This window comes from Nonomuraea sp. NPDC048882 (assembly GCF_040649755.1).
GTDB classification, from domain to species: Bacteria; Actinomycetota; Actinomycetes; order Streptosporangiales; family Streptosporangiaceae; genus Nonomuraea; species Nonomuraea maheshkhaliensis.
This window is the reverse complement of sequence record NZ_JBEZGB010000017.1, coordinates 150,028-172,163: the sequence shown is the minus strand read 5'-3', so window position 1 is coordinate 172,163 and position 22,136 is coordinate 150,028. Positions and strand designations below refer to the sequence as shown.

Sequence of the window (22,136 nt, the reverse complement as noted above, 5' to 3'; positions counted from 1 at the left end):
GGTGCAGCCTGATCTCGACTGCTTGGCCACCGCACTGTACGTGAGATCCGACGATCTGCTGCTGGAATCGGCAGAGCTGGCGCCGTGGCGTCCGGCGGTGGGCATCGCGCCGAAACTGACGGACGCGGAACTGATCACGCTGGCGGTGATACAGGCCCTGCTCGGGTTCACCTCCGAGCGGCGGTTCATCCGCCACGCCAGCACCCACCTGCGGCATGGGCCGAGTACGGCTACTGCGCTAGCCACTCCCGATTCTTCTGGGGGCTGCGGCTGCACTTGGTCTGTACCCTGCACGGGCCGCCGGTCGCCTTCGCGCTGACCGGCGCCAAGGCCGACGAGCGCGAGACCCTGGCGATGTTCGAGGTCGAACCCGGCTTGCTCTCCGGACGGGCGGGGCAGACGCTGATCTGCGACAAGAACTACTCCGGCCGCGACTTCGAGCGGCACCTGGATGAGCTGGGTCTGCGCCTGCTGCGACCGGCCCGCAAGGGCGAGAACGAACGGCCGGGCACCCAGCTGTTCAAGCCACTGCGGCAGGTCGTCGAATCGATCAACGAGACCTTCAAGGGCCAGCTCGACCTGGAACGCCACCGCGGGCGCACGCCCAGCGGCGTGATTGCCCGCGTCCTACAGCGCGTCCTGGCACTGACCGCCGCAATCTGGCACAACGATCACACCGCCCAGCCCGTCAAGCGTGCCCTGACCGCCTATGACCACTGAACTCTTGGAAGCAATCATCTAGACGACGCGGGGGTGGTGCTCGCCGAGCACGCCCTGCGCCTGCCGTCCCTGGACGACGTCTTCCTCACCCTGACCGGAGAGTCCCGAACCTCGACCGGAGATCCCCCGTCCTGACCGGAAAACCCCGCATCCCGACCGCAAAACCCCAGGCCCCGGCCGCCGAACCGGAACCCCGCACCTCCACGGTCTCGGGCAGGTCGTCGGGCGGCTCGACCGCCGCCGAGGCTCCGAACAGCACCGCCGCCCGCTCCTGGTCGCCCCGTGCCTGCTCGGCCAGCCCGAACCCCGCCAGCACCATCGACAGCAGCGGCCGGTCCTGGTTCCGCCGGCCGAGCCCGTCCAGGGCGACGCGGTGCTGCTCCATGGCCGCGTCCACGTCGCCGCTCAGCGCCAGCGCCCGGCCGTACGAGGTGTGCAGCATGACGGTGAACGGCACGACCGGCACCACCTCGGGCAGCACCGCGAACAGGCTCCGGTAGCGTTCGAGCGCCTGGTCCAGATCGCCGCGGCGGCAGGCGTGCAGGGCACGCGCCGGTCAGCGACCACGTACCGGCGATCAGGTCGTCGGTCGGAGCGCCCCGGGCCGCCCGCAGCGAGGCCAGGTTCAGCAGCGCCTCGTTCAGGCCCCACCGGTCGCCGAGCTTCCTGAACCCGGCCACCGCCCGCTCCAGCTTCTCCTCCGAACGGCCCGGGCCGCCGATCATGAGCGCGGAGCTGGCCAGCCAGAGATCGTCGCCGGCCGCGTACGCGCCGGCCAGACCGGGCGGCGGCAGGTCACCCGCCAGCTCCAGCACCTGGGCGGCCCACGACGCGCTCTCCCTGCGATAGCCGCGCATCCACCAGTACCAGTTCAGCTTCGTGCACAGCCGCAGCGCCAGCTCGGCGTCCCGCTCGTCGAGCACCCAGCGCAGCGCCGCGGCGAAGTCGTCGCGCTCGGCGGCCAGCCGCTCGATCCAGCCGATCTGCGCGGATGTCTGCAGCTCAGGGGTGGCGCGCTCGACCAGATCACGGAGGTACGCGGCGTGCCGCCGCCGGTAGGCGCCCGCCTCGTCCGACTCCTCCAGCCGTTCGACGGCGTACGCCCTGATCGTCTCCAGCATCGCGTAGCGGCCCTCGGGCGAGACCTGGACCAGCGACTTGTCCGCCAGCGCGCCCAGCCGGCCCTTGCCGGAACGGCCCTCAACCCGCTAACGCCGAACGACCCGACAACAGCTCCGGACACGGCGGCGAGATGAGCGGCACGCAACTCATCACCCGGATCGACCCCGAGCTCATCGGCCAACCTCCGCCGGGCCCGCTCGAACAGCTCCAGCGCTTCGGCCTGCCGTCCGGACGCGGCTAGCGCCCGCATGGCCAGCGCGCACAGCCGCTCACGCAGCGGATGAGCCGCCACCTCCACGCTCAGATCGAGCGGCGGATCGACCGGCAGATCGACTGGCAGCCCGGCGGCCAGCCGCGCCACGGCCCGCGTCTCGACGGCGGCCAGCCGCTCCTCCTCCAGCCGGGCGGCCGCGTTCGCCAGCCGGGGCACCGCGAGCAGATCGGCCAGCGCGGGCCCCCGCCACAGCTCCAGCCCCTCCCCGGTCCCGGCCGTACGCCGGAACAGCAGCGCGTCCACGTCCTCGGCCCGCACGCTCAGCGCGTATCCGCCCGGCCTGCTCTCCACCACGTCGTACGGCCGCAACGCCGCCCGCAACCGCAAGCCTTTGACGGCGATCGGCCCCTCGTCGCCTTCGACCTCCAGCGGGCCCAAGATGGATATCCGCACATGTCACATTCTGCCGTGCGATTCACACCACCTGGCACGCAACCTTTTCTTACACTCGGTTGAAAAATCCTTCTACTTAACCCTGCTGGCGAAAATGAGAACGACAAGAATTCGTCAAACGCCCGCGCCGAATCGCGATAACGTCCCCGCATGCCCACAGCACAGCACGAAGGGCTCCATCGCATATTCCGCGACAATCCGGAGCTATACACCCGTGCCTTCGAGATGATCGATATCAAACTGCCTGTTCCGCAGGAGATTGCCGTCATAGATACGGACATGACGGAAATTCTCCCCATCGAGCGGAAAGCCGACACGGTGGTGATGTTCCTGCTCAAACAGGAGAAGAAACACATCATCATCACCGAGGCACAACTACGCGAAAGCGAGAAAAAGGTATCCTCCTGGGCCCACTACATCAGCTACGCGCACAGCAAGTACGGGTGTCCGGTGACACTCATGGTGACCTGCGCGGACACCAAAACGGCGACCTGGGCTCGTAAGGCACACCCCATCGGACTCAAAGGTCACCCGTCCCTGGTCGTCAGTCCGATCGTGTTCGGCCCCGACAACGTCAAGGCGATCACCGACCCGGAGGAGGCGACCGAAAATGTGCTGCTGACCATGTTCTCCGCCTTCTGCCACGTAGAGTCGCCGGAGGTGAATGACATACTGGAAGCCCTGAACCACGCCCTGCACAAGATCGACCGGGAGACAGCCGAAGAGCTCGCCACACAGACAGAAATAGGCCTTGGAGAGACCAAAGCCAAACAGATCTGGAGGACCTTCATGCAAGCAAGCGCCTACCGATTCAGGTCAGAGTCCGGACAAGAGTACATCGCCGAAGTCAAAGCCGATACCGCGGCGAACTCCATACTGGACGTCCTCGACGAACGGGGCATCCCGACGGACCCGGCCTTCCGCAACAAGGTCATGACAACCACTGACGTCGCCCTACTCAGACACTGGCTGAGGCGTTCCGTCCACGTCACCACCGCCGAAGAAATCTTCGAGTAGCACCACCGGCCTGGATCAACGCCCCAACCGCGCCTGCCACCAGGGCCCCACCACGCCCCTCCCATTGATCCAGGCCTCATCAAACACCAACACACAAGACAGACCTGGAGGAACGTCGTGCACCCAGGTGCCCGCCTGTTCAGATCTGAGTCCGGACAGGTGTACCTCGCCGATGTCTTCGCAAGCGCCGCTGCTAGAGGCTATGCGAGGGGCTATACAAGGTTTTTCCGGAGGGCTATGCAAGGGCCTACGCAGAGGGCTATGCGGCGGGTTATGCGGAATTCGTGCTGCAAGCTCTTGAGAAGCGGCGTATCCCGACCGCTAAGCCCGTCCGCGACAAGATCATGGGGACCACCGACCTCGCCCTACTCGAAGTTTGGCTCACGCGTACTGTCCACGCCATCACCCTCGAAGAGGTCTTCGAAGAGGAGGCGCCAGCCGGCATTTCCTCCCCCTAGGTCACGAAGCAAGGACCTCCGCGAGGCGTTCGACCAGTTCGTCCGCGCCAGTCTCCATTGGTTGCCAGAGCACGTGGTCGGCGCCCAGTTCCTGGGCCCGGGCCAGGTCACCCGCCACCTGCTCCGGTGAGCCGGTCAGCGGCATGCGATCGGTCAGGGGGCGGGCCGTGACGGGGCCGTTCACCTGGAGGACCAGCGGGCCGGGGCCCTTGCCGTACGCCTCCACGGCCTGCCTGGCCTGGTCCCAGTCGAACACCACCACCAGGATCCCCATCCCGAGCGCCGCCGCCCGTTCGATCGCCGCCGGGGTCGTGGCGCCGGCCAGCAGCTTGAGGCCGGACGGTGACGGCTTCGGGCCGATGTCCGCCTCCGGGATCGAGTAGAAGCGGCCGGAGAAGCTCACCGGGTCGGGCCCCCAGCACGCCTGCATGGCCTGGACGTGCTCCGCGAAACCGGCTCCGCGCCGCTTGACGGGCACACCAGCGGCCTCGAACTCCTGCTCCATCCAGCCCTGCCCCAGCCCGATCATGGCTCGGCCACCGCTGAGCCGGTCGAGGGTGGCCAGTCGCTTGGCCAGGACGACGGGGTTGTGGAAGAGCGCGTCGACGACGCTGGTGCCGAGGCGGATGGTGCTGGTCCTGGCCGCCACGTACGCCAGCGTCTCCAGCGGGTCGAGGACGCTGCCGTAGGCGTCGGGCAGCGGCACGGGCTGGTCCATGCCGATCATCCGTGCCTGGGCAGGGCGCAGCAGCCGTTCGAAGGTCCATACCGCGCCGAGGCCCGCCTGCTCGGCCGTCTGCGCCACGCGGGCGATGTGCTCAGGGTCGGCGTCTCTCCCGGTGACGGGGAGACCCATTCCGAGATCCATGGGGTGCTCCTTTGCTGTGTGTGCTTGTAGACCGGAGGGCGGCAGAAAAGTCATCGCTGCTCACGCGCTAACGTGATTCGTCACCAGTTCTTCTCCTGGAGCAAGCGGCATGTTCTTCGGCATCATGGACTTCTGGACCTACGTGGTCGGCGCTTTCCTGATCATCCTGCTGCCCGGCCCCAACTCCCTGTATGTCCTGTCCCTGGCCGCCCGGCACGGGGTCCGTCAGGGATACCGGGCCGCGGCGGGCGTCTTCGTCGGCGACACCGTGCTGATGGTCCTGTCCGCTGCGGGGGCCGCGTCCCTTCTGCGCACCAACCCGCCGTTGTTCGCGATCGTCAAGTACGCGGGCGCCGCCTACCTGGCCTGGATCGGGTTCCAGATGATCCGCGGCGCCTGGAGTGCCTGGCGGGCACAGCGGCCGACGACGAACCCCGCGCAGGACCAGGCACAAGCTACGACAGCGGGTGCGGATCCGGTGCAGGCCTCGACAGCGGCAGCGGATCAGGTACAGGCCGCGGCGACGGAGGCGGAGCTCAGGGCGCGGCCGTTCCGTAAGGCGCTGACGATCAGCCTGCTGAACCCCAAGGCGATCCTCTTCTTCATCTCGTTCTTCGTCCAGTTCGTGGACCCGGCCTACAGCAGCCCGGCGCTGTCGTTCCTCATCCTGGGCGCGGTCATCCAGATCTTCAGCTTCCTCTACCTGACGGCGCTCATCTTCGGCGGCACCTACCTGGCCCGGCAGTTCCGCCGCCACAGCCGGCTCAGCGCCGGCCTCACGTCCGGAGTGGGCGTCGTCTTCCTGGGATTCGGCGCGAAACTCGCCACGACTTCACTCGGATGAAAGACGCATTCAAGGCGCCTCTGTTCTCGTGGATACAGATGGAACGAGTCAAAAGAGGCAGTCCCACCTTCTTGCCTCGGGTACGGTAGGCCACCGGCGTGCTTCCCGGGACAACGGCGATGACGCCTCGGTGACATCCAGCCATCCATCTGGAAAGCCTGGTCCCCCGAAGCCCGGGTAGACGTCGATCGTCGGCCTATCTGCGGAGCAACCTTGAACCATCCACAGGTCACTCTTCCACGCCTCACCGCGCTCGCCCGGCAGGCCGCTCCCCGGCTGCTGGAAGGCGTGGTGGCCCCCCTCGCCGTGTTCTACCTCGCCATGGTCGTCCTCGGCTTCAAGTGGGCGCTCGCCCTCACCGTCGCCTGGGTCTACCTCGGAGTGGCCTGGCGGCTGGTCAGGCGGGTCAAGGTGCCCGCCACGATGTACCTGGCCGCGTTCGCGATCACCATCAGGGCGATCGTGGCGTTCTGGACCGGCACCTGGATGTGGTTCTTCATCCAGCCGGAGATGGGCACGATCTGCATCAGCATGGCCTTCCTCGCCTCCGTGCGGCTGAACCGGCCGCTGGTGCAGAAGCTGACGCTCGACTACATCCATCTGCCGTCCGCGGTGCTCAAGCACGAGCGCGTGCGCAGGTTCTTCGCTCGGATCACGCTGCTGTGGGCGTTCGTGCTGCTGATGAACTCGACGCTGAGCATCTTTCTCGCGGTGTACGAGTCGCTGGGCGGCTCGCTGGCCGGCTTCATGATCATGCGTACGTCAGCGGTGGCCGTGATCAGCGGTGCGGCGATCACGTTCTCCGTACTGGCCTTCAAGCGGCTGCTGCACCGGCTGCACGTCTCGCACGCCTGACCGTTCCACCAGCAGGAACGCCCCGCACATCCCCATGATCAGCCCGGTCAGCAGGCCGAACAGGTCCACCAGGCCCCCGGCGCCGCCCGCCGAGAGCGGCCCGCCGACGGACCGGACGATCATCAGATAGAGGCTCCAGCCGAACAGCGTGCCCGAGCCCAGCCAGACGAGCACGAGCGGCCGCCAGAACGGGCCGCCGCCGCGCCGCCGTACGACCGCCACGAGCGCGACGGCTCCGGCGATGGCGAGCACCCCCTTCAGCCCTTCCTGTACGAGCACCGCGGCGTCCGCGCCGAACGCCCCCACGAGCTTCGTCCCGCCGATCGCCACGGCCACCGGCAGCGCGCCCCAGGCGATGACCGCCTGCAGCGGCCGGGTTGGGCTGGGGAAGGGGTGGTTCACGGCAGTGGTGAAGACGCCGGGCCAGCGGTCGCGCGCGTAGAGGACGAAGGCGATCATGAGGCCGACGGCCTGACCCACGAACCCGCCGTACACCATCAGGTAGATCCACGGCGTGATGGGCCCGTCACCGAGGACCTCAGAGCCGGAGATCACCGCGATGACGGGCGCGGCCACGGCCACCACCGACAGCAGGCCGATGCCCACCCACAGCGGCAGCAGCACCAGCCAGGCGGGCAACCGCAGGCCCCAGCGCATGGTGAACGACAGCGCCAGCAGCAGGGCCACGACGTCCATGCCGAAGGTCATCGCGTTCATCCCGATCATGGCCGGGTCGTTCATCAGGCCCGGCTCGCTCAGGCCGAGGTCGCTGCCGGTGAGCCAGAGGATCTTGAGCGTGAGGTAGGGCAGCATGGCGGCGACCGCCACGACGGCGGCGGTGAGGCGGCCGATGCCCGGTCCATGGGCGTTGTTCATCGTCCTGTTGTGCATGGCCCCGTTGTTCATGACCCCGTTGTTCATGGCCCTGTTGTTCGTGGCCCTGTTGTTCGTGGCCCTGTTGTTCATGGTCCGAGCCTCGCGTTCGCGGCGGCCGGTTCCCTCACGACCGGTGGGGATCCTCCTCCCTCTCATGGGGGAGGGTCCCGGGCTCGTGCGGGAGGGTGACGGTCAGTTCGAAGCCGTCGCCGGACGGGCCGGCGGTGAGCGTGCCGCCGGACAGCCGTACGCGCTCGCGCAACCCCGCCAGCCCCAGCCCGCCGGAGCGTGCCACAGGTCTGGAGCGCGGCGGCCCGTTGCGTACGCGGACCCGGTGCGGCGAGACCGTGACCTCGACGGCGGCCCCCGGGGCGTGCTTGGCCGCGTTGGTCAGCCCCTCCTGGACGACGGCGCGGGCCAGGGCAGACGCAGGGCCGGCGGACGGAACCGCGGGCGGGCCAATGGACGGGCCCATGGACGGGCTCGCGGACGGGCCGGTGGGCGGGCCCTCGGGCTCGTCCTCGGACAGGCGCAAGGTGATCGACATGCCGGAGTCCGCCGCACGGCGTACCAGCTCCGAGACGTCCTCCCCCACGGGCGAGAGCGGCGCGGCGTCCGCGTCGTCGCGCAGCAGCCCGATGATCTGGCGCAGCCGCTCCGTCGCGTCCGCCGCCGCGACGCGCAGCTCCCCCGCGGCCTTGACCTGGGCGGGCGCGAGGCCGGGAGCGAGTTCGAGACCGGCGGCCCTGACCGCGATCAGGGCCAGGTCGTGGCCGAGCGAGTCGTGCATGTCGCGCGCGATCCTGGCCCGCTCGCGCAGCCTGGCCTGCGCCTCGCCGGCCAGTGTGGCCTGCCGCCGCTGGTCCAGCAGCCTGCGGCGGAGCAGGCCCAGCAGGTAGGGGACGAGGTAGGTGCCGGCCAGCCCGGTGACCATGGACACCCACAGCGCCAGGTCGCCGCCCTGGCTCAGCACGACGGCCACCCCGACCAGGGAGATGACGCAGAACGCCACCAGGGCGGACCGCACCCGGGCCAGGCGCCGCCCGGTCAGGTACGCGTACCAGACGACGACCATGGACGACGGCAGCACCGGGAAGATCTTCACGTCGCGCCGGGGCAGCAGCCAGCTCAGATCGACCGTCGCGAACCCCTCGGTGAACCGCCACGGTCCCATCGGCAGCAGCAGCACCAGCGCGGCCAGCGGATAGCGCCGGCCGACGTAGACGGCCAGCGCCGCCAGCCCCAGCCGGGGCACGGTCACCCTGAGGAACGCCGCCGCGTCGCGGTAGACGGGATCGGGCCCCATCGCGATCACGAGGACGCTCAGCAGGACGAAGAGCAGCAGGTCATAGATCACCTGCCGGCGGCTCTCGCGGCGGAGGACGTACGGACGCTTCACGCGACCGACGTTATCCGCGCGCCCGGCCAGGCGGAGCCGCCGGAAGTCGGGTGCCACCCCTGACGAAAGTCAGGGTGGGGTGCGGACCACCGCCGAGGTAGGGATAACCCCACCCGGAAACCGCCTACCTCCACTCCTGTTTCCGCCTGCGGAAACGGGTTTGATCGGTGGTGTCATCCGGAGGTCGCGGGCCCGCCCCTGACGAAAGTAGGGGGTGGCGCGTGCCGATCGTCCGATGTGCCGTGACCTGCGGAGTTTCTACCTTCATGGGGTACCGGCCCTGACCTCAGTAAGGGAAAGGGCCGCGTTCGACCGGGGGCATCCCCGATGTTCCCGAACCGCCCGCACCGAGACGCTGTGTGGGTGCCCTAAACGATCGGAGTACACGCTCATGTCGCACGCCATCCTCGACCTGGTCGAGCAGGTGATGTCGTCACCGTGGTTGTACGTCGCGCTGTTCGCCCTGGCGCTGCTCGACGGGTTCTTCCCCATCGTGCCCGCCGAGACCTCGGTGATCACGGCCGGGGTGTTCGCCGCCACGGGCGAGACCAACCTGGCCCTGGTCATCGTGGTCGCGGGGCTCGGCGCGTTCGCCGGTGACCATGTCTCGTACCTGATCGGCAACAGGTCGGCCGGCCGGCTGCGGGACAAGAAGGCGTTCATCTGGGCGCGCGGCGCACTGGCGGAGCGGGGCGGGCTCGTCCTGGTCGTGGCCAGATACATCCCCGGCGGACGTACCGCGACCACGCTCACCATGGGCGCGGTACGGCATCCGCTGCGCTCGTTCACCTTCTTCGACGCGATCGCGGCGAGCTCGTGGGCGGTGTACTCCGGGCTGATCGGCTTCTTCGGCGGGATGGCGTTCGAGAACGACCCGATCAAGGGGCTGCTGCTCGGCCTCGGGATCGCGCTGTCCATCACCGCCGTGGTGGAGATCGTGCGCTGGACGCGGAAACGACGTGCCGCCATCCAGGTTTCCCCGGAACGCCTTCCTGCGGACACGTCCGTTTGACCCTGCCTGGCAACCATCCGTCTGAAAGGAGTGCGCATGACTGTGCTGGCCGCGGTAATAGCCCTGGTCGGTTCGCTGTTCTTCGCGCTCGGGGCCGCGCTGCAGCAGTTCGAGGCGGCCGGCACCGCCGAGCCCGGACTGCTCGCCCTGCTCAGGAGGCCACGCTGGCTGCTGGGCGGCGCGTCCATCCTGGCGGGTGGCGGCCTGCACATCGTCGCGCTCGGGCTGGGCCCGCTGACCGTCGTCCAGCCCATGGGCGTGGCCAGCCTGCTGTTCGCCCTGCCCCTGGCCGCCGCGCTGCACGGCCGCAGGCCGGCCCGCAACGAACTGGCCGCGGCCGGTGTGGTGGCGATCGGGCTGATCGGCCTGGTGCTGCTGGTGCCGGAGTCGGAAGGCCCCACCCGACTCAGCCCGGACGGCGTGCTCACGCTGCTCGCCGTGGCCGGCATCGCGGCGGTGCTGCTGTGGGCCGGCTCGAAGGCCGCCTCGCCGGCGGGCCGGGCGGCGCTGCTGGCCACCAGCTCCGGCGTCCTGTACGGCGCCACCGCCACCCTCGTGCGCGTGCTGGTGGACGGCGGCTGGAACTGGTGGTACCTGCTGGCGCTGCCGGTGCCCGCCCTGCTGGCGCTGGTCATGCTCCAGCGGGCCTACGCCGTCGGGCACTTCGGCGTCTCCTTCGCCTCACTGCAGATCACCGACCCCCTGACCGCGGTGGCGTTCGGCGCGCTGCTGCTGGGCGAGCCGCTGCCGACCGGGATCCTGCCGGTCGTGGCCGCCCTCCTGACCGCCGCGGGCACCGTGGCCCTGGCCAGGACCAGCCCGCTGGAGACCCACCGAGACCGCGAACCACTCGTCCCGACCCCCTGATCAACATCCCCCTCGGCTGTCCCCAAGCCACGACCGCAAGACCGGAGTAAACGACCATGGCCATGCCCCTTCACACCGTTTCCGACGTCGCCGCGCTCTCCCCTGCTCCCGAGCGCCCCCGCCGGATCCTGATCTCCACCGACACCTATCCCCCGGACGTGAACGGCGCCGCCTACTTCACCCATCGCCTGGCCACGGGCCTGGCCGCGCGCGGCAACGACGTGCACGTGGTCTGCCAGTCGGAGGCCGGCCCGGCCAGCGCCGACGTCGTGGACGGCGTCGTGGTGCACCGGCTGCGCTCGGCGCCGCTACTGGTCCACCCGACCATGCGCGTCACCGTGCCGACCCGGCTCGACCGGCTGGTCGCCGACATCAAGCCGGACGTGCTGCACACCCAGGGCCACTTCGTGGTCGGCCGGGCCGCCATCGCCGCCGCCCGCCGGGCCGGCGTGCCGATCGTGGCGACGAACCACTTCATGCCCGACAACCTCTTCCAGTTCGCCCACATCCCCGAACGGCTCAGGATCAAGGCGGGCCGGCTGGCGTGGCGCGACTTCAGCCGAATCTTCAGCCGGGCCGACCACATCACCACGCCCACCCCGCTGGCCGCGAAACTCCTGTCCGACCAGGGCTTCGGGCGCGAGGTCGAGCCGGTGTCCTGCGGGATCGACCTGACCAGGTTCCACCCGCGCGCCGAGCCGAAGTCGTGGGCGCGCCGGATGTTCAACCTGCCCGACCGGCCCACGGTGCTGTTCGTCGGCCGGCTTGACGAGGAGAAGCGGCTGGACGAGCTGGTCCGCGCGCTGCCGCTGGTGCTCAACGAGACCGACGCGCAGGTGGCGCTGGTCGGCAAGGGCAACCAGCGCGACGTGCTGGAGCGGCTGGCCCGGCGCATCGGAGTGAGCGACCGGGTCTTCTTCCTCGGCTTCGTCCCCGACGAGAACATGCCGCAGGCGTTCTCCGCCGCCGACGTGTTCGCCATGCCGGGCGTCGCCGAGTTGCAGAGCATCGCCACGCTGGAGGCCATGGCCTCGGGGCTGCCCGTGGTCGCCGCCGACGCGATGGCGCTGCCGCACCTGGTGGAGGAGAACGGCTATCTGTTCCAGCCCGGCGACGTGGTCGGGCTGGCCAGGCACCTGACCGCCGTCCTCGCCGACGACGGCCTGCGCGCCCGGCTCGGCAAGGCCAGCAGGGAACTGGCCCTGGCCCACGACGACCAGTCCTCGCTCGCCCGGTTCGAGCGGATCTACGATGAGGTGACGCGATGACGATCGCACGCAGCGTCTGGGGGACGCTGATCGGCACGACGGCGTCGGCGGGCGCGCTGGCGTACGCGCACGTGGCGCTGCCCGACCAGACGCTGCTCAGTGACTACGCGCTGCTCTCCGGCGGGCTGGCGCCCGTACTGATCGGGATGCTGGCACTCGCGGGAGCGTGCCTGAGCCTGGCGTACGGGCTGGCGATCGTGGACCCCGCACGCACCGCGGCCACCCGCGTGCTGCTGCTGGCCGGGGCCTTCGGCCTGATGATGAGCGGCATATTCCCCACCGACCCCGGCACCTCGCAGGTGGGCTCGCTGTCCGGCGAGATCCACCGCTGGTCGTCGGCGATCGTGTTCACCTCGCTGCCGGTCGCCGGCTGGGTCCTGGCCCGTGGCCGGTCGGCCGCCCCGAGGTGGAACGCGGTGCGGGCCATGAGCGTGGCCTCCGGGGTGACGCTGGCGATCTACCTGGCGGCCCACCCCGCCACGATCACCTCGGCGCTGATCAACGGCGGCGCCTACTACGGGCTGCTGGAGCGCGGCATGGTGCTGGCCGAGATGGCGCTGCTCATGGCCATGGCGCTGGCGATCGGCGGCGGCAGGGGCGCCGCGCGGAACGCGGTCGCGCCCACGGCGACCACGGCGGCCGAGCAGGACCGGCCGGAGAACCCGGAGCGGCCGGAGGGCCAGGAACGGCTCGCCGCCTGACAGCGCACGCCGCCGGCAAACTCACCCCTCCTGCGAGCGGCACGCCGCCGATGACGGGACGGCCCGCGTCCCGCGGACGTCACCGCTCGGCATACTTCGACCGCCGTCGAAAGGACCAGGTCATAGCGTGAGGCCATGCACATCGAGGCCACGCTCATCACCCGTCATGCCGAAGCCGAGGCGGTGCTCGCCGACATCAGGTACGTGCCGCCTCCCGTACGCCAGAACAGCGAGGAGGGGACGCTGGCCTGGCTGCGCGCCCACGTGTCGCGGTTCAGCACCGGCGAGCCGCACGCCGAACGCCGCCGCGCCCTGACCGACCTGCTGGACGGGCTGGACCCGGCCGAACTGCGCGAGCGGGCCAGATCCATGACCGAGCAGCGGCGCGGAGACTGGCGCGGCGTGCCCACGCAGGTGCTCGGAAGCGCGCTCGGGGTCGCCGACACCAGCGCCGTGCCGGCCGCCGCGGCCGGATACCTGTCGGGCGAGGAGAGCCCCCAGGCCGACGCCGCCGTCGCCGAACTGCTGAAGCAGGCCGGCCTCCCCGCGATCACGCTGCTGCTGCAGGGGTACGCCGCTACGGAGGGCCTCACCGCGAACGCCCTGGAGCGGGCCCGGCCCGGCGACGACGTCGACGCGCTGCTACGGGAGACGCTGGCCTGGCACCCACCGCTCACGGTCACTCGCAGGCTGGACACGCTCACCGGCGACGAGGTGACGATCGACCTGGTGGCCGCCAACCGCGAGGCTCCGGACGACCACCTGACCTTCGGCCACGGCGTGCGCCCCTGCCCCGCGCCCGCGCACGCGCTCGCCCTGGCGGCGGGCGTCCTGGAAGGAGTGCTCTCATGAACTTCCACGACCTGCACCGCCCCGGCGACCCGCTGCTGCTGCCCAACGCCTGGGACTACGGCTCCGCCGCCTACCTGGCCGCGCAGGGGTTCCTGGCGATCGGCACGACCAGTCTCGGCGTGGCCGCCGTGCACGGCAAACCGGATGCGGCCGGACGTACCAAGGCCGAGACGATCGAGCTGGCCGAGGCGATCAGCGGCCTGGGGGTCCTGGTCACCGTGGACATCGAGGGTGGGTTCAGCGACGATCCGGCGGAGGTCGCCGGCCTGGTCGCGTCCCTGGCGGCGCTCGGGGTCGCGGGCGTCAACCTGGAGGACGGCCGTCCCGACGGCACGCTGCGGCCCGTCGAGCTGCACCAGAGCATCATCGAGGCGGCCAAGGGGCACGGCGTGTTCGTCAACGCCCGTACGGACACGTGCTGGCTGCGTACCGGTGACACGCTGGAGCGCGTCCGCGCCTATGGGCACGCCGACGGGATCTTCGTGCCGGGGCTGAGCGACCTCAAGGAGATCGCCGAGATCGCGGCGAGCACGCCGCTGCCGTTGAACGTGCTCTACCAGCCGGACGGTCCCGGCCTGGCCCGGCTCGCGGAGGCCGGCGTGGCCAGGGTGAGCACCGGGTCGCTGCTCTATCGCGCCGCGCTGCGGGCGGGGCTCGTGGCTGTGCTGGACGTACGCGGCGAGCCGGCCCCGCACATGCCGACATATGCGGAGATCGCGGAGCTGTTGCCGCGATAATCGAGAGATGCGCTTCCAGATCCTCGGGCCCACAACCGTGCTGGACGAGGACGGCGAGCCGGTCGCGCTCGGCGGTCCCCGCGTCCGCGCCCTGCTGGCGCTGCTGGCCCTGCACGCCGGCCGCATCGTCGGCGCGGAGCAGCTCGTGGCGGGCCTGTACGGCCCCAGGCCCCCTGAGGGCGTGGCGAACGCGCTGCAGTCGCAGGTGTCCCGGCTGCGCCGGTCGCTGGGCAAGGACCTGGTGGAGTTCCACCCCGCCGGTTACCGGCTGGTGACCGATCCGCAGGAGGTGGACGCGCGCAGGTTCGAGCTGCTGGCGTCCGCCGGCAGGCAGGCGCTGGCCGGCGGGGACGCGGAGCGGGCGGCGGCGCTGCTGCGCGAGGCCCTGGAGCTGTGGCGGGGCGCGCCGCTCGCCGACGCCCCGCACGCAGGTGCCGCCGCCGCGGCCCTGGAGGAGCTGCGCCTGACCGCCACCGAGGACCGGGTGCAGGCGGACCTCGACCTGGGCCGGCACCGCGAGCTGGTGGCCGAGCTGAGCCAGCTGGCCGCCGCCCACCCGCTGCGCGAGCGGCTGCGCGCCCAGCTCATGCGCGCCCTGTACGGCAGCGGCCGCCAGGCGGAGGCGCTGGCCGTCTACACGGACGCCAGGAAGCTGCTGGACGAGGAGCTGGGCGTCGAGCCGGGCGCCGAACTCGCCGCCGCCCACCTGGCCGTCCTGCGCGCCGACCCGGCGCTGAGCAAGACGACGGCGTCGCGGGTGGAGCCGTCGGCGGGGCGGGCGCGGGGCAGGCAGGGGCTGCGGGCACAGCTCACCAGCTTCGTCGGCCGGTCCGAGGAGCTCGGCCAGGTGAGCGCCAGGCTGCGAGCGGGACGCCTGGTCACGCTGATCGGCCCCGGCGGTGCGGGCAAGACGCGGCTGGCGATCGAGGCCGCCGCCCAGGAGAGCGGCGACGTGTGCTTCGTGCCGCTCGCGCCCGTCTCTGCGCCCGCCTCTGCGCCCGCCTCTGCGCCCGCCTCTGCGCCCGCCTCTGCGCCCGCCTCTGGGGCCGACGGCGTGGCGAGCGCCGTGCTGGCCGCCCTCGACATCCGCGACGCGCTGCTGCACCACCCCGACCGGCCCGCCGTGGACCCCCTGTCCAGGCTGCTCGCCGCGCTGGCCGATCGCGAGCTGCTGATCGTCCTCGACAACTGCGAACACCTCGTGGCGGCCACGGCCGAGCTGGCCGATCAGCTGCTGGCCGCCTGCCCCGGCCTGCGCGTGCTGGCGACCGGGCGGGAGGCTCTGGGCATCACGGGCGAATCGATCCTGCCCGTCTCGCCGCTCGGCCTGCCGCCGCCGGAGACGGGCAACCCGCTGGACTACGCGGCCGTGCGGTTGTTCGCCGACCGGGCGGCGGCCGTGCGGCCGGGCTTCGCCGTGGACGCGGGCAACGCCGCGCAGGTGGCGCACATCTGCCGGGCGCTCGACGGGCTGCCGCTGGCCATCGAGCTGGCCGCGGCCCGCCTCCGTACGCTGTCGGTCTCCGACGTCGCGGCCCGGCTCGACGACCGGTTCCGGCTGCTGACCCGCGGCAGCCGTACGGCGCTGCCCCGCCACCAGACCCTGCGCGCGGTCGTCGCGTGGAGCTGGGACCTGCTGGACGAGGACGAGCAGCGGATGGCCAGGCGGCTGAGCGTGTTCGTGGGCGGCGCGCGGCCGGAGGCGGCGGAGCGGGTGTGCGGGCTGCCGGAGGAGGTGCTGTTCTCGCTGGCGGAGAAGTCGCTGGTGGAGTTCGCGGACGGCCGGTTCCGGATGCTGGAGACGATCAGGGCGTTCTGCGCCGAACGGCTGGCGGAGTCGGGCGAGCAGGAGGCGATCCGCGACGCGCACGCCGGCTACTACCTGGACCTGATGATGGAGGCCGACCCCCGGCTGCGCACGTCGGAGCAGATGGAGTGGCTGGCCCGCCTCGACGAGGAGAGCGCCGACCTCGACGCGGCCGTGCGCTGGAGCACCGAGACCGGGCGGCTGGAGCTGGCACTGCGGCTCATGGCGCACGGCGCCTGCTACTGGTGGATGCGCGGCCACCGCCGCACCAGCGCGGACCTGGCCTTGGGGCTGCTGGCCGCGCTGGGCGAGACACGCTTTCCCGGCCGCGAGGAGGAGTACGTCATGTGCGTGCTCATCACCGCCTGGTCGGGAGCCAGGAACGAGACGCTGCGGGCGCGCTTGGACGAGGCGCGCCGCCTGCTGCCGATCACCCACCTGCCGATGCGGGTGGAGTTCCTGATGATGCTGCTGTCGATGTTCACCGGCCCGCCCGAGGATTTCGAGACGATCTACCGTCTGCTGGAGGAGGGCAGGACCGAGCCGCTGCCGCCCTGGCAGGAGGCACTGTCCTTCAGCGGCCAGGCGTTCGTTCTTCAGGTGCTCGGCCGTACGGACGAGTCGCTGGCCAGGTTCGAGCGGAGCCTGGCCGCGTTCAAGGCGCTCGGGGAGCGTTGGGGCACGGTGCTGGTGGTGTCCGGGCTCGGTGCGCTGCGCCAGGCGCAGGGCGACTACCGCGCCGCGTACGCGCTGGCCGACGAGGCGCTCAGCACGGCGCTCGAACTGGACGCGAACACGGAGATCGCCGAGAGCCTGTGCCGCCGGGCCGACGCGCTGGTCCACCTGGACGACCCCGGCAGGGCGTGGGACGACTACGTACGGGCGGCCGAGCTGTCGCGCAGGAACGGCTCCATGGAGACCCTGGCCTGGGCCTGGCTGGGCCAGGGCGAGGTGGCGCTGGCGCGCGGCGACCTCGATCGGGCCCGTACGCTGCTGCTCCAGGCGCGCGAGGTGTGCCCGGACGGCTGGTTCAGCACCGAGGACACCCGCGAGCGCATCGCCGCCGGGCTGGCGGCGATCAGCCGGGCGGTCAGCGAACGGTAGGCCCGCCGTCAGCCGCCGCCCCGACAGTGGGCGGCATGAAGAACAAAGGGGCCAGCCTGGCGATCGCCTGCCTGGCCACGCTGCTGCTCTCGCTCGACCTCACGGTCCTGCACCTGGCGCTGCCCCGCCTGGTGACGGATCTCGGCGCGAGCTCCACGCAACTGCTGTGGATCGGCGACATGTACGGCTTCGCGCTGGCCGGCCTGCTCGTCACCATGGGCAATCTCGGCGACCGCATCGGCCGCAAGCGCCTGCTGCTCATCGGCACGGCCGCGTTCGGGGCCGCCTCCGCCGTCACCGCGTACGCGCCCACCCCCGAGCTGCTGATCGCCGCCAGGGCACTGCTGGGTGTGGCCGGAGCCACGATCATGCCCTCGACCCTGTCGATCGTGCGCAACGTGTTCACCGATCCCGGCGAGCGGACGGCGGCGGTCGGCATCTGGAGCGGGATGAGCGCCGCCGGCTTCGCCGTCGGACCGGTCGTGGGCGGACTGCTGCTCGACCACTTCTGGTGGGGCTCGGTCTTCCTGATCAACGTGCCCATCATGGCGCTGGTCCTGGTCGGCGGCATCGTGGTGCTGCCCGAGTCGCGCAACCCGGACGCGGGCCGGATCGACCTGGCCAGCGTGGCCCTGTCGTTCACCGGCGTGGTGAGCACCGTCTACGCGATCAAGGAGGCCGCGCACAAGGGGCTGGAGCACGCCGACGTGCTCGGCGCGGGCGCGGCCGGGATCGGGCTGCTGGCGCTGTTCGTCTGGCGGCAGACGCGGCTGGCCGAGCCGCTGATCGACGTACGGCTGTTCGCGCGCAGGGCGTTCAGCGTCTCGATCCTGACGAACCTGCTGGCGATCTTCGCCATGTCGGCCATGATGCTGATGTTCGCCTGGTACCTGCAGCTCGTGCTCGGCTGGTCGCCGCTGCTGGCGGGGCTGGCGCAGCTGCCCGGCGGCCTGAGCGGCGCGGCGGGCGGCATCCTGGCCGCCAAGCTCATCCAGCCGCTCGGCAGGAACGGCGTGGTGGCGCTGGGGCTGGCCATGAACGCGGGCTCGTTCCTCTACTACACGACGCTGGGCACCGAGCTGAACTACCTCACGCTGCTGCCGATCTGGATCATCGGGGGCATGGGGGTCGGGTTCGCCTTCACCGTCAACAACGACAACGTCCTGGCCACCGCGCCGAGGCAGCGCGCGGGAGCGGCGGCCGCGGTGTCGGAGACGGCGTTCGAGCTGGGCGGGGCCCTCGGCATCGCGATCCTGGGCACGGTGCTGACCAGCGCCTACCGGGCCGGCCTCGACCTGCCGGCCGGGGCGCCGGGCGGCGAGGCCGCCGCCGAGTCCATCGCCGGCGCGGTGGGTGCCGCCGCCGCACTGCCGGCCGAGCAGGGCGAACAGCTCGTCCGGGCGGCTCAGGCGGCCTTCATCGAGGGCATGCACCTGACGTCGTACGTGACGGCGGCGCTGCTGGCCGTGGTGGCGGTGCTGGCGCTGGCCGGGCTGCGCGGCGTGCCGAAGGTGATCCCCGAGGAGGTGCTGGCCGGCGGGCACCGATGAGCCCCACCAAGTCGGGATCAACCGGCAGGCCCAGGCGGCGGGCAGGGGCCGCGGCGGACGGTGAGGTCAGGCGGTGGGGTTGGTCGGGCAGGGGCGGGTGATCGTCGGGGAGAGGTCGTCGAGGCGGGCGCCGATGCGGCGGGCGATGCCCTCGATGGTCTGGATCCCCGTCCCCTCCCCCGGCTGCCGATCCGTCTGCACCGACAGCAGCAGGTCCCGCCCCGGCCCCGCCACCCGCCCGTAACTCGTCACGGCCCACGTGTTGTGGATGAACGGCCGCGGCGTCCACCCGTTCTTCAGCGCCACCCGGTCCCCCGCCCTGGCGGCGGCGCTGACCCCCCACGCCTGGTCCCGCTGCACCCGTTCCATCAGCCCGAGCACCGTCCGACTGTCGGCGGCCGTCAGCCCCCTGCCTCCCTTGATCAGCACCTTCAGCAGGCGGATGCGGTCGGCGGGGCTGGTGGTGGTGCCGCCCCAGAACTTGCTCGGCCCCGGCGTGGTCTCCCTGAGCCCGATCCTGCGGTAGAACTCGCTCATCCCGCCGCCCGCGCCCACCCGCGACCAGAGCGCGTCGGCGGCGCTGTTGTCGCTCTCCGTGATCATGCGGGTGGCCAGGTCGCGCTCCCCCTCACCGAGCCGGCCGGCCTTGCGCGACAGCAGGGCCGCGAGAATGTCGACCTTGGCGCCGCTGGCGGTGATCAGGTCGTGCTCGTGCTCGCCCTGGCCCACTCTGACCCCGCTCACCAGGTCGAGGGCGCCGTAGACGATCCGCCCCGGGCGGCTGCTCATGTATCGGGCGATGTCGCGTTCGAGCCGGGCGCGCGCCACCACCCCGGCCCGTTCATCACGAAACTTCAGCAAGCATCGGGCGACCTTGACCGGTGCCCGCACCGCGACGGGCACCACCGGCGCCCGCTCCTGCCCACACCCCGCCGTCACCAGCGCGGAAGCCACCAACAGCCCAATCACCGGGCCTGGCCCGAGCCACAGCCACTTCCTACGCACGCGCGAACCCCCGTGATCTCGACGGGGGTCACCCGGATGATGCCCGGCCAGGCGGCCGGCCCTATCCGACCAGGCGCTTTCCTGGTCAGATGTTCAGCCCGGCCTTGCCGACCGCAGGCTCAGAGGTGCTCGTCCAGGAAGCTCGCGGTCGCGTCGACAGCCTGCCCGACGTACGGCTCACGGTCATAAAGGTCGATGTGCCGCTGGGCGTCCACCCAGACGATCCGCTTCGGCTGGTCGAGCCGCTTGAACACCTCCTCGGCCCCCTCCGGCGAACAGAACCGGTCCACCACCCCGTGCACGATCAGCGCCGGCTTCGGCGACAGGAAGTCACCGCCCATCATGTTGTCCATCGTGAGCAACTCCAGCACGCTGGCCCTGGTCACCTCGTTCGCCCAGAGCGGCGAGGCGCCGCGCTCGCTGCCGTAGTACGCGTACGGCTCGTCGCCCGGCATCGCGGCCTCCCCCTGCTCGGCCACGGCGGGCACGTACTCGACCGGCCCGCCGCGATCCTGCCCCTCAAGCACTTCGGTCAGGGACACCAGCGCCGCCTGGTAGTCCATGCCGGACCGCATCGCGTACGGGTTGTTGTACGCCCCGGCGATCCCGGCGAAGACCCGTACGCGAGGATCGAAGGCGGCGAACTTGAGCGCGTAGCCGCCGCCCAGACAGATGCCGACCACCCCGATCCGCCCGGCGTCCACCTCGGGCCGCGAGCGCAGGAACGACACCGCCGCCCGCAGGTCGTGCAGCTTGCCCTGGGGGTCCTCGTGCCGGCGCGGCAGCCCGTCCGACTCGCCCCAGTTGCGGTGGTCGAAGGACAGCGTGGCGTAGCCGCGCTCGGCGAGCCTGGCAGCGTAAAGCCCGGTCACCTGGTCGCGCACCCCGGTGAACGGCCCCGTGAACACCAGCCCCGGCCACGGCCCCTGCCCGCCGGGCACCCGCAGGTCCCCGGCCAGTGTGAGGCCGTCGGCGTTGAACTCAACTCTCATGCGCACAAGTGTGCTACGAGTCGAACCCGAGGCCCATGCGGTCGAGCGCGCGCAGCCACAGGTTGCGCCTGCCCTCGTGCTGGTCGGCCTGGGCGATCGACCAGCGGGTGAACTGGATGACCCCCGAGCGCACCGGCTCGGGCGGGAACGGGATCGGCTTCTCCCGCACCATCCGCAACTCCGTCCGCTCCGTGGGCTCGCCCGACAGCAGGTCGAGCATGACGTTCGCGCCGAACCGGGTGGCCCCCACGCCCATGCCCGTGTAGCCGGCGGCGTAGACGAGCCGGCCGCCGTGCGCCTGCCCGTAGAAGGCGCTGAACCGGCTGCAGGTGTCGATCACGCCGCCCCACCTGTGGGTGAAGCGCACGTCGGCGAGCTGCGGGAAGGTGTCGTAGAAGTGGCCGGCGAGCTTGACGAACGTCTCGTCGCGCTGCTCGTACTCGGCCTTGACCAGGCCGCCGTTGTAGTAGACGGCGTCGTAGCCGCCCCACAGGATGCGGTTGTCGTCGCTCAGCCGGTAGTAGTGGAACCGGTTGCCCGAGTCGCCGACGCCCTGCCGGTTGTGCCAGCCCACCGAGGCGAGCTGGGCGGCGGTCAGCGGCTCGGTCATCAGCGCGTAGTCGTACACCGGCACGACGAAGTGGCGCAGCCGGCGCAGCAGCGGCGGGAACACGCCGGTGCCCAGCGCCACCTGGCGGGCGGTCACCACCCCGTACGGCGTGCGCAGGCTGATCGTGGCGCCGTCGTCGCGCATCGAGCGGACGGGGGTGCGCTCGTGGACGCGTACGCCGAGGCGCAGGCACGCCGCGCGCAGGCCCCAGGCCAGCCGGGCCGGGTCGAGCATGGCGCAGCCGCTGCGCTCCCAGAGCCCGGCCAGATAGGTGGGCGAGTTCACCTCGGCCCGCACCTGCTCGCGGTCCATGGGCACGTAGTCGAGCCCCAGCTCGGAGATCAGGTCGAGGTGCTCGTTCAGGCTCTCGACCTGCCACGGCTCGGTGGCCACGTGCAACTCGCCGGTGCGCTCGAACGAGCAGTCCACGCCGTAGCGCTCAAGCGTGCGCTCGATCTCGTCGAGGTTCTCCACGCCCATGCGTTCGAGCCGGTCGATCTCCTCCGGCCACCGCTCCAGCCCGTTGGCCAGGCCGTGGGTGAGCGTCGCCATGCAGAACCCGCCGTTGCGGCCGGTGGCGGCCCAGCCGATCCTGCGGCCTTCGAGCAGGACGACGTCGAGCGAGGGGTCGCGTTCCTTGGCCATCAGGGCGGTCCACAGCCCGGAGAAGCCGCCGCCGACCACGACCAGGTCGGCGGTGGTGCCGCCGATGAGCCGCGGCCTGGGCTCGGGTCTGGCCGGGCTGTCCAGCCAGTACGGCTTGCGCTCCGCGTCAGCCAGCGCCTTCAGCGGATCCACGAAATCC

At 71.2% G+C, this 22,136-nt stretch carries 20 protein-coding genes; 12 read left to right on the top strand and 8 right to left on the bottom strand.

Annotation, left to right across the window (positions count from 1 at the left end):
• Nucleotides 1-84 precede the first annotated feature (84 nt).
• Nucleotides 85-720: a transposase gene (locus AB0C27_RS44290; protein WP_357858067.1), complete on the top strand. Its 636-nt coding sequence runs from the start codon at nucleotides 85-87 to the stop codon at nucleotides 718-720.
• 85 nt (nucleotides 721-805) lie between these two features.
• On the opposite strand, the gene AB0C27_RS44285 is transcribed toward AB0C27_RS44290, so the two are convergent.
• Together AB0C27_RS44285 and AB0C27_RS44280 are read right to left on the bottom strand one after the other, a co-directional pair.
• Nucleotides 806-1,201, bottom strand: a complete 396-nt coding sequence (locus AB0C27_RS44285; protein WP_357858064.1) for a hypothetical protein — start codon at nucleotides 1,199-1,201, stop codon at nucleotides 806-808.
• Between the two features lie 390 nt (nucleotides 1,202-1,591).
• Nucleotides 1,592-2,509, bottom strand: coding sequence for an AfsR/SARP family transcriptional regulator (locus AB0C27_RS44280; RefSeq protein WP_357858061.1), 918 nt, complete (start codon nucleotides 2,507-2,509; stop codon nucleotides 1,592-1,594).
• 150 nt (nucleotides 2,510-2,659) lie between these two features.
• Here AB0C27_RS44280 and AB0C27_RS44275 point away from each other — a divergent pair, with 150 nt between their 5' ends.
• On the top strand, nucleotides 2,660-3,526 hold the full coding sequence (locus AB0C27_RS44275; protein ID WP_357858058.1) for a hypothetical protein: 867 nt from the start codon (nucleotides 2,660-2,662) through the stop codon (nucleotides 3,524-3,526).
• 459 nt (nucleotides 3,527-3,985) lie between these two features.
• On the opposite strand, the gene AB0C27_RS44270 is transcribed toward AB0C27_RS44275, so the two are convergent.
• Nucleotides 3,986-4,852 (bottom strand): TIGR03619 family F420-dependent LLM class oxidoreductase, encoded by an 867-nt coding sequence (locus tag AB0C27_RS44270; protein WP_357858055.1) that lies wholly within the window; start codon nucleotides 4,850-4,852, stop codon nucleotides 3,986-3,988.
• Between the two features lie 109 nt (nucleotides 4,853-4,961).
• Between AB0C27_RS44270 and leuE the strand changes: the two genes are divergently transcribed.
• Entirely contained in the window at nucleotides 4,962-5,696 is a 735-nt protein-coding gene (gene leuE, locus AB0C27_RS44265; RefSeq protein ID WP_357858052.1) for a leucine efflux protein LeuE, read from the top strand.
• A gap of 213 nt (nucleotides 5,697-5,909) precedes the next feature.
• Entirely contained in the window at nucleotides 5,910-6,551 is a 642-nt protein-coding gene (locus AB0C27_RS44260; protein WP_346115108.1) for a VC0807 family protein, read from the top strand.
• On the opposite strand, the gene AB0C27_RS44255 is transcribed toward AB0C27_RS44260, so the two are convergent.
• A complete protein-coding gene (locus AB0C27_RS44255; RefSeq protein WP_357858049.1) occupies nucleotides 6,459-7,517 on the bottom strand; it encodes a hypothetical protein in 1,059 nt (352 codons plus the stop codon). The genes AB0C27_RS44260 and AB0C27_RS44255 overlap by 93 nt on opposite strands.
• A gap of 34 nt (nucleotides 7,518-7,551) precedes the next feature.
• Nucleotides 7,552-8,826 (bottom strand): histidine kinase, encoded by a 1,275-nt coding sequence (locus tag AB0C27_RS44250; RefSeq protein WP_357858046.1) that lies wholly within the window; start codon nucleotides 8,824-8,826, stop codon nucleotides 7,552-7,554.
• Between the two features lie 391 nt (nucleotides 8,827-9,217).
• On the opposite strand from AB0C27_RS44250, the gene AB0C27_RS44245 reads away from it, so the two are divergent.
• The 8 genes from AB0C27_RS44245 to AB0C27_RS44210 all read left to right on the top strand — a co-directional run bounded on the left by AB0C27_RS44245 (nucleotide 9,218) and on the right by AB0C27_RS44210 (nucleotide 18,724).
• Entirely contained in the window at nucleotides 9,218-9,838 is a 621-nt protein-coding gene (locus tag AB0C27_RS44245; RefSeq protein ID WP_357858043.1) for a DedA family protein, read from the top strand.
• A 36-nt stretch (nucleotides 9,839-9,874) separates the two neighbouring features.
• On the top strand, nucleotides 9,875-10,705 hold the full coding sequence (locus AB0C27_RS44240) for a DMT family transporter (protein ID WP_357858041.1): 831 nt from the start codon (nucleotides 9,875-9,877) through the stop codon (nucleotides 10,703-10,705).
• A 62-nt stretch (nucleotides 10,706-10,767) separates the two neighbouring features.
• Nucleotides 10,768-11,973 (top strand): glycosyltransferase, encoded by a 1,206-nt coding sequence (locus AB0C27_RS44235; protein ID WP_357858118.1) that lies wholly within the window; start codon nucleotides 10,768-10,770, stop codon nucleotides 11,971-11,973.
• Complete coding sequence (locus AB0C27_RS44230; RefSeq protein WP_357858038.1) at nucleotides 11,970-12,674, top strand: DUF998 domain-containing protein; 705 nt, start codon at nucleotides 11,970-11,972, stop codon at nucleotides 12,672-12,674. Before AB0C27_RS44235 ends, AB0C27_RS44230 begins: the two co-directional genes overlap by 4 nt.
• A 135-nt stretch (nucleotides 12,675-12,809) precedes the next feature.
• The gene (locus tag AB0C27_RS44225) at nucleotides 12,810-13,526 is read left to right on the top strand and encodes a hypothetical protein (protein WP_357858036.1); all 717 of its coding nucleotides are present in this window, start codon (nucleotides 12,810-12,812) and stop codon (nucleotides 13,524-13,526) included.
• On the top strand, nucleotides 13,523-14,263 hold the full coding sequence (locus tag AB0C27_RS44220) for an isocitrate lyase/phosphoenolpyruvate mutase family protein (RefSeq protein ID WP_357858033.1): 741 nt from the start codon (nucleotides 13,523-13,525) through the stop codon (nucleotides 14,261-14,263). The genes AB0C27_RS44225 and AB0C27_RS44220 overlap by 4 nt, the downstream gene beginning before the upstream one ends.
• Before the next feature lie 7 nt (nucleotides 14,264-14,270).
• Entirely contained in the window at nucleotides 14,271-17,174 is a 2,904-nt protein-coding gene (locus AB0C27_RS44215; RefSeq protein ID WP_357858030.1) for a BTAD domain-containing putative transcriptional regulator, read from the top strand.
• Between the two features lie 35 nt (nucleotides 17,175-17,209).
• Entirely contained in the window at nucleotides 17,210-18,724 is a 1,515-nt protein-coding gene (locus AB0C27_RS44210; protein WP_357858027.1) for an MFS transporter, read from the top strand.
• A 66-nt stretch (nucleotides 18,725-18,790) separates the two neighbouring features.
• Here the strand turns inward: AB0C27_RS44210 and AB0C27_RS44205 are convergent, their stop codons facing one another.
• The 3 genes from AB0C27_RS44205 to AB0C27_RS44195 form a co-directional block, all read right to left on the bottom strand.
• The gene (locus AB0C27_RS44205) at nucleotides 18,791-19,585 is read right to left on the bottom strand and encodes a serine hydrolase (protein WP_357858024.1); all 795 of its coding nucleotides are present in this window, start codon (nucleotides 19,583-19,585) and stop codon (nucleotides 18,791-18,793) included.
• 263 nt (nucleotides 19,586-19,848) lie between these two features.
• Complete coding sequence (locus AB0C27_RS44200; protein WP_357858021.1) at nucleotides 19,849-20,721, bottom strand: alpha/beta hydrolase; 873 nt, start codon at nucleotides 20,719-20,721, stop codon at nucleotides 19,849-19,851.
• A gap of 13 nt (nucleotides 20,722-20,734) precedes the next feature.
• Nucleotides 20,735-22,129, bottom strand: coding sequence for an FAD-dependent oxidoreductase (locus AB0C27_RS44195; RefSeq protein WP_357858018.1), 1,395 nt, complete (start codon nucleotides 22,127-22,129; stop codon nucleotides 20,735-20,737).
• Nucleotides 22,130-22,136: the final 7 nt, after the last annotated feature.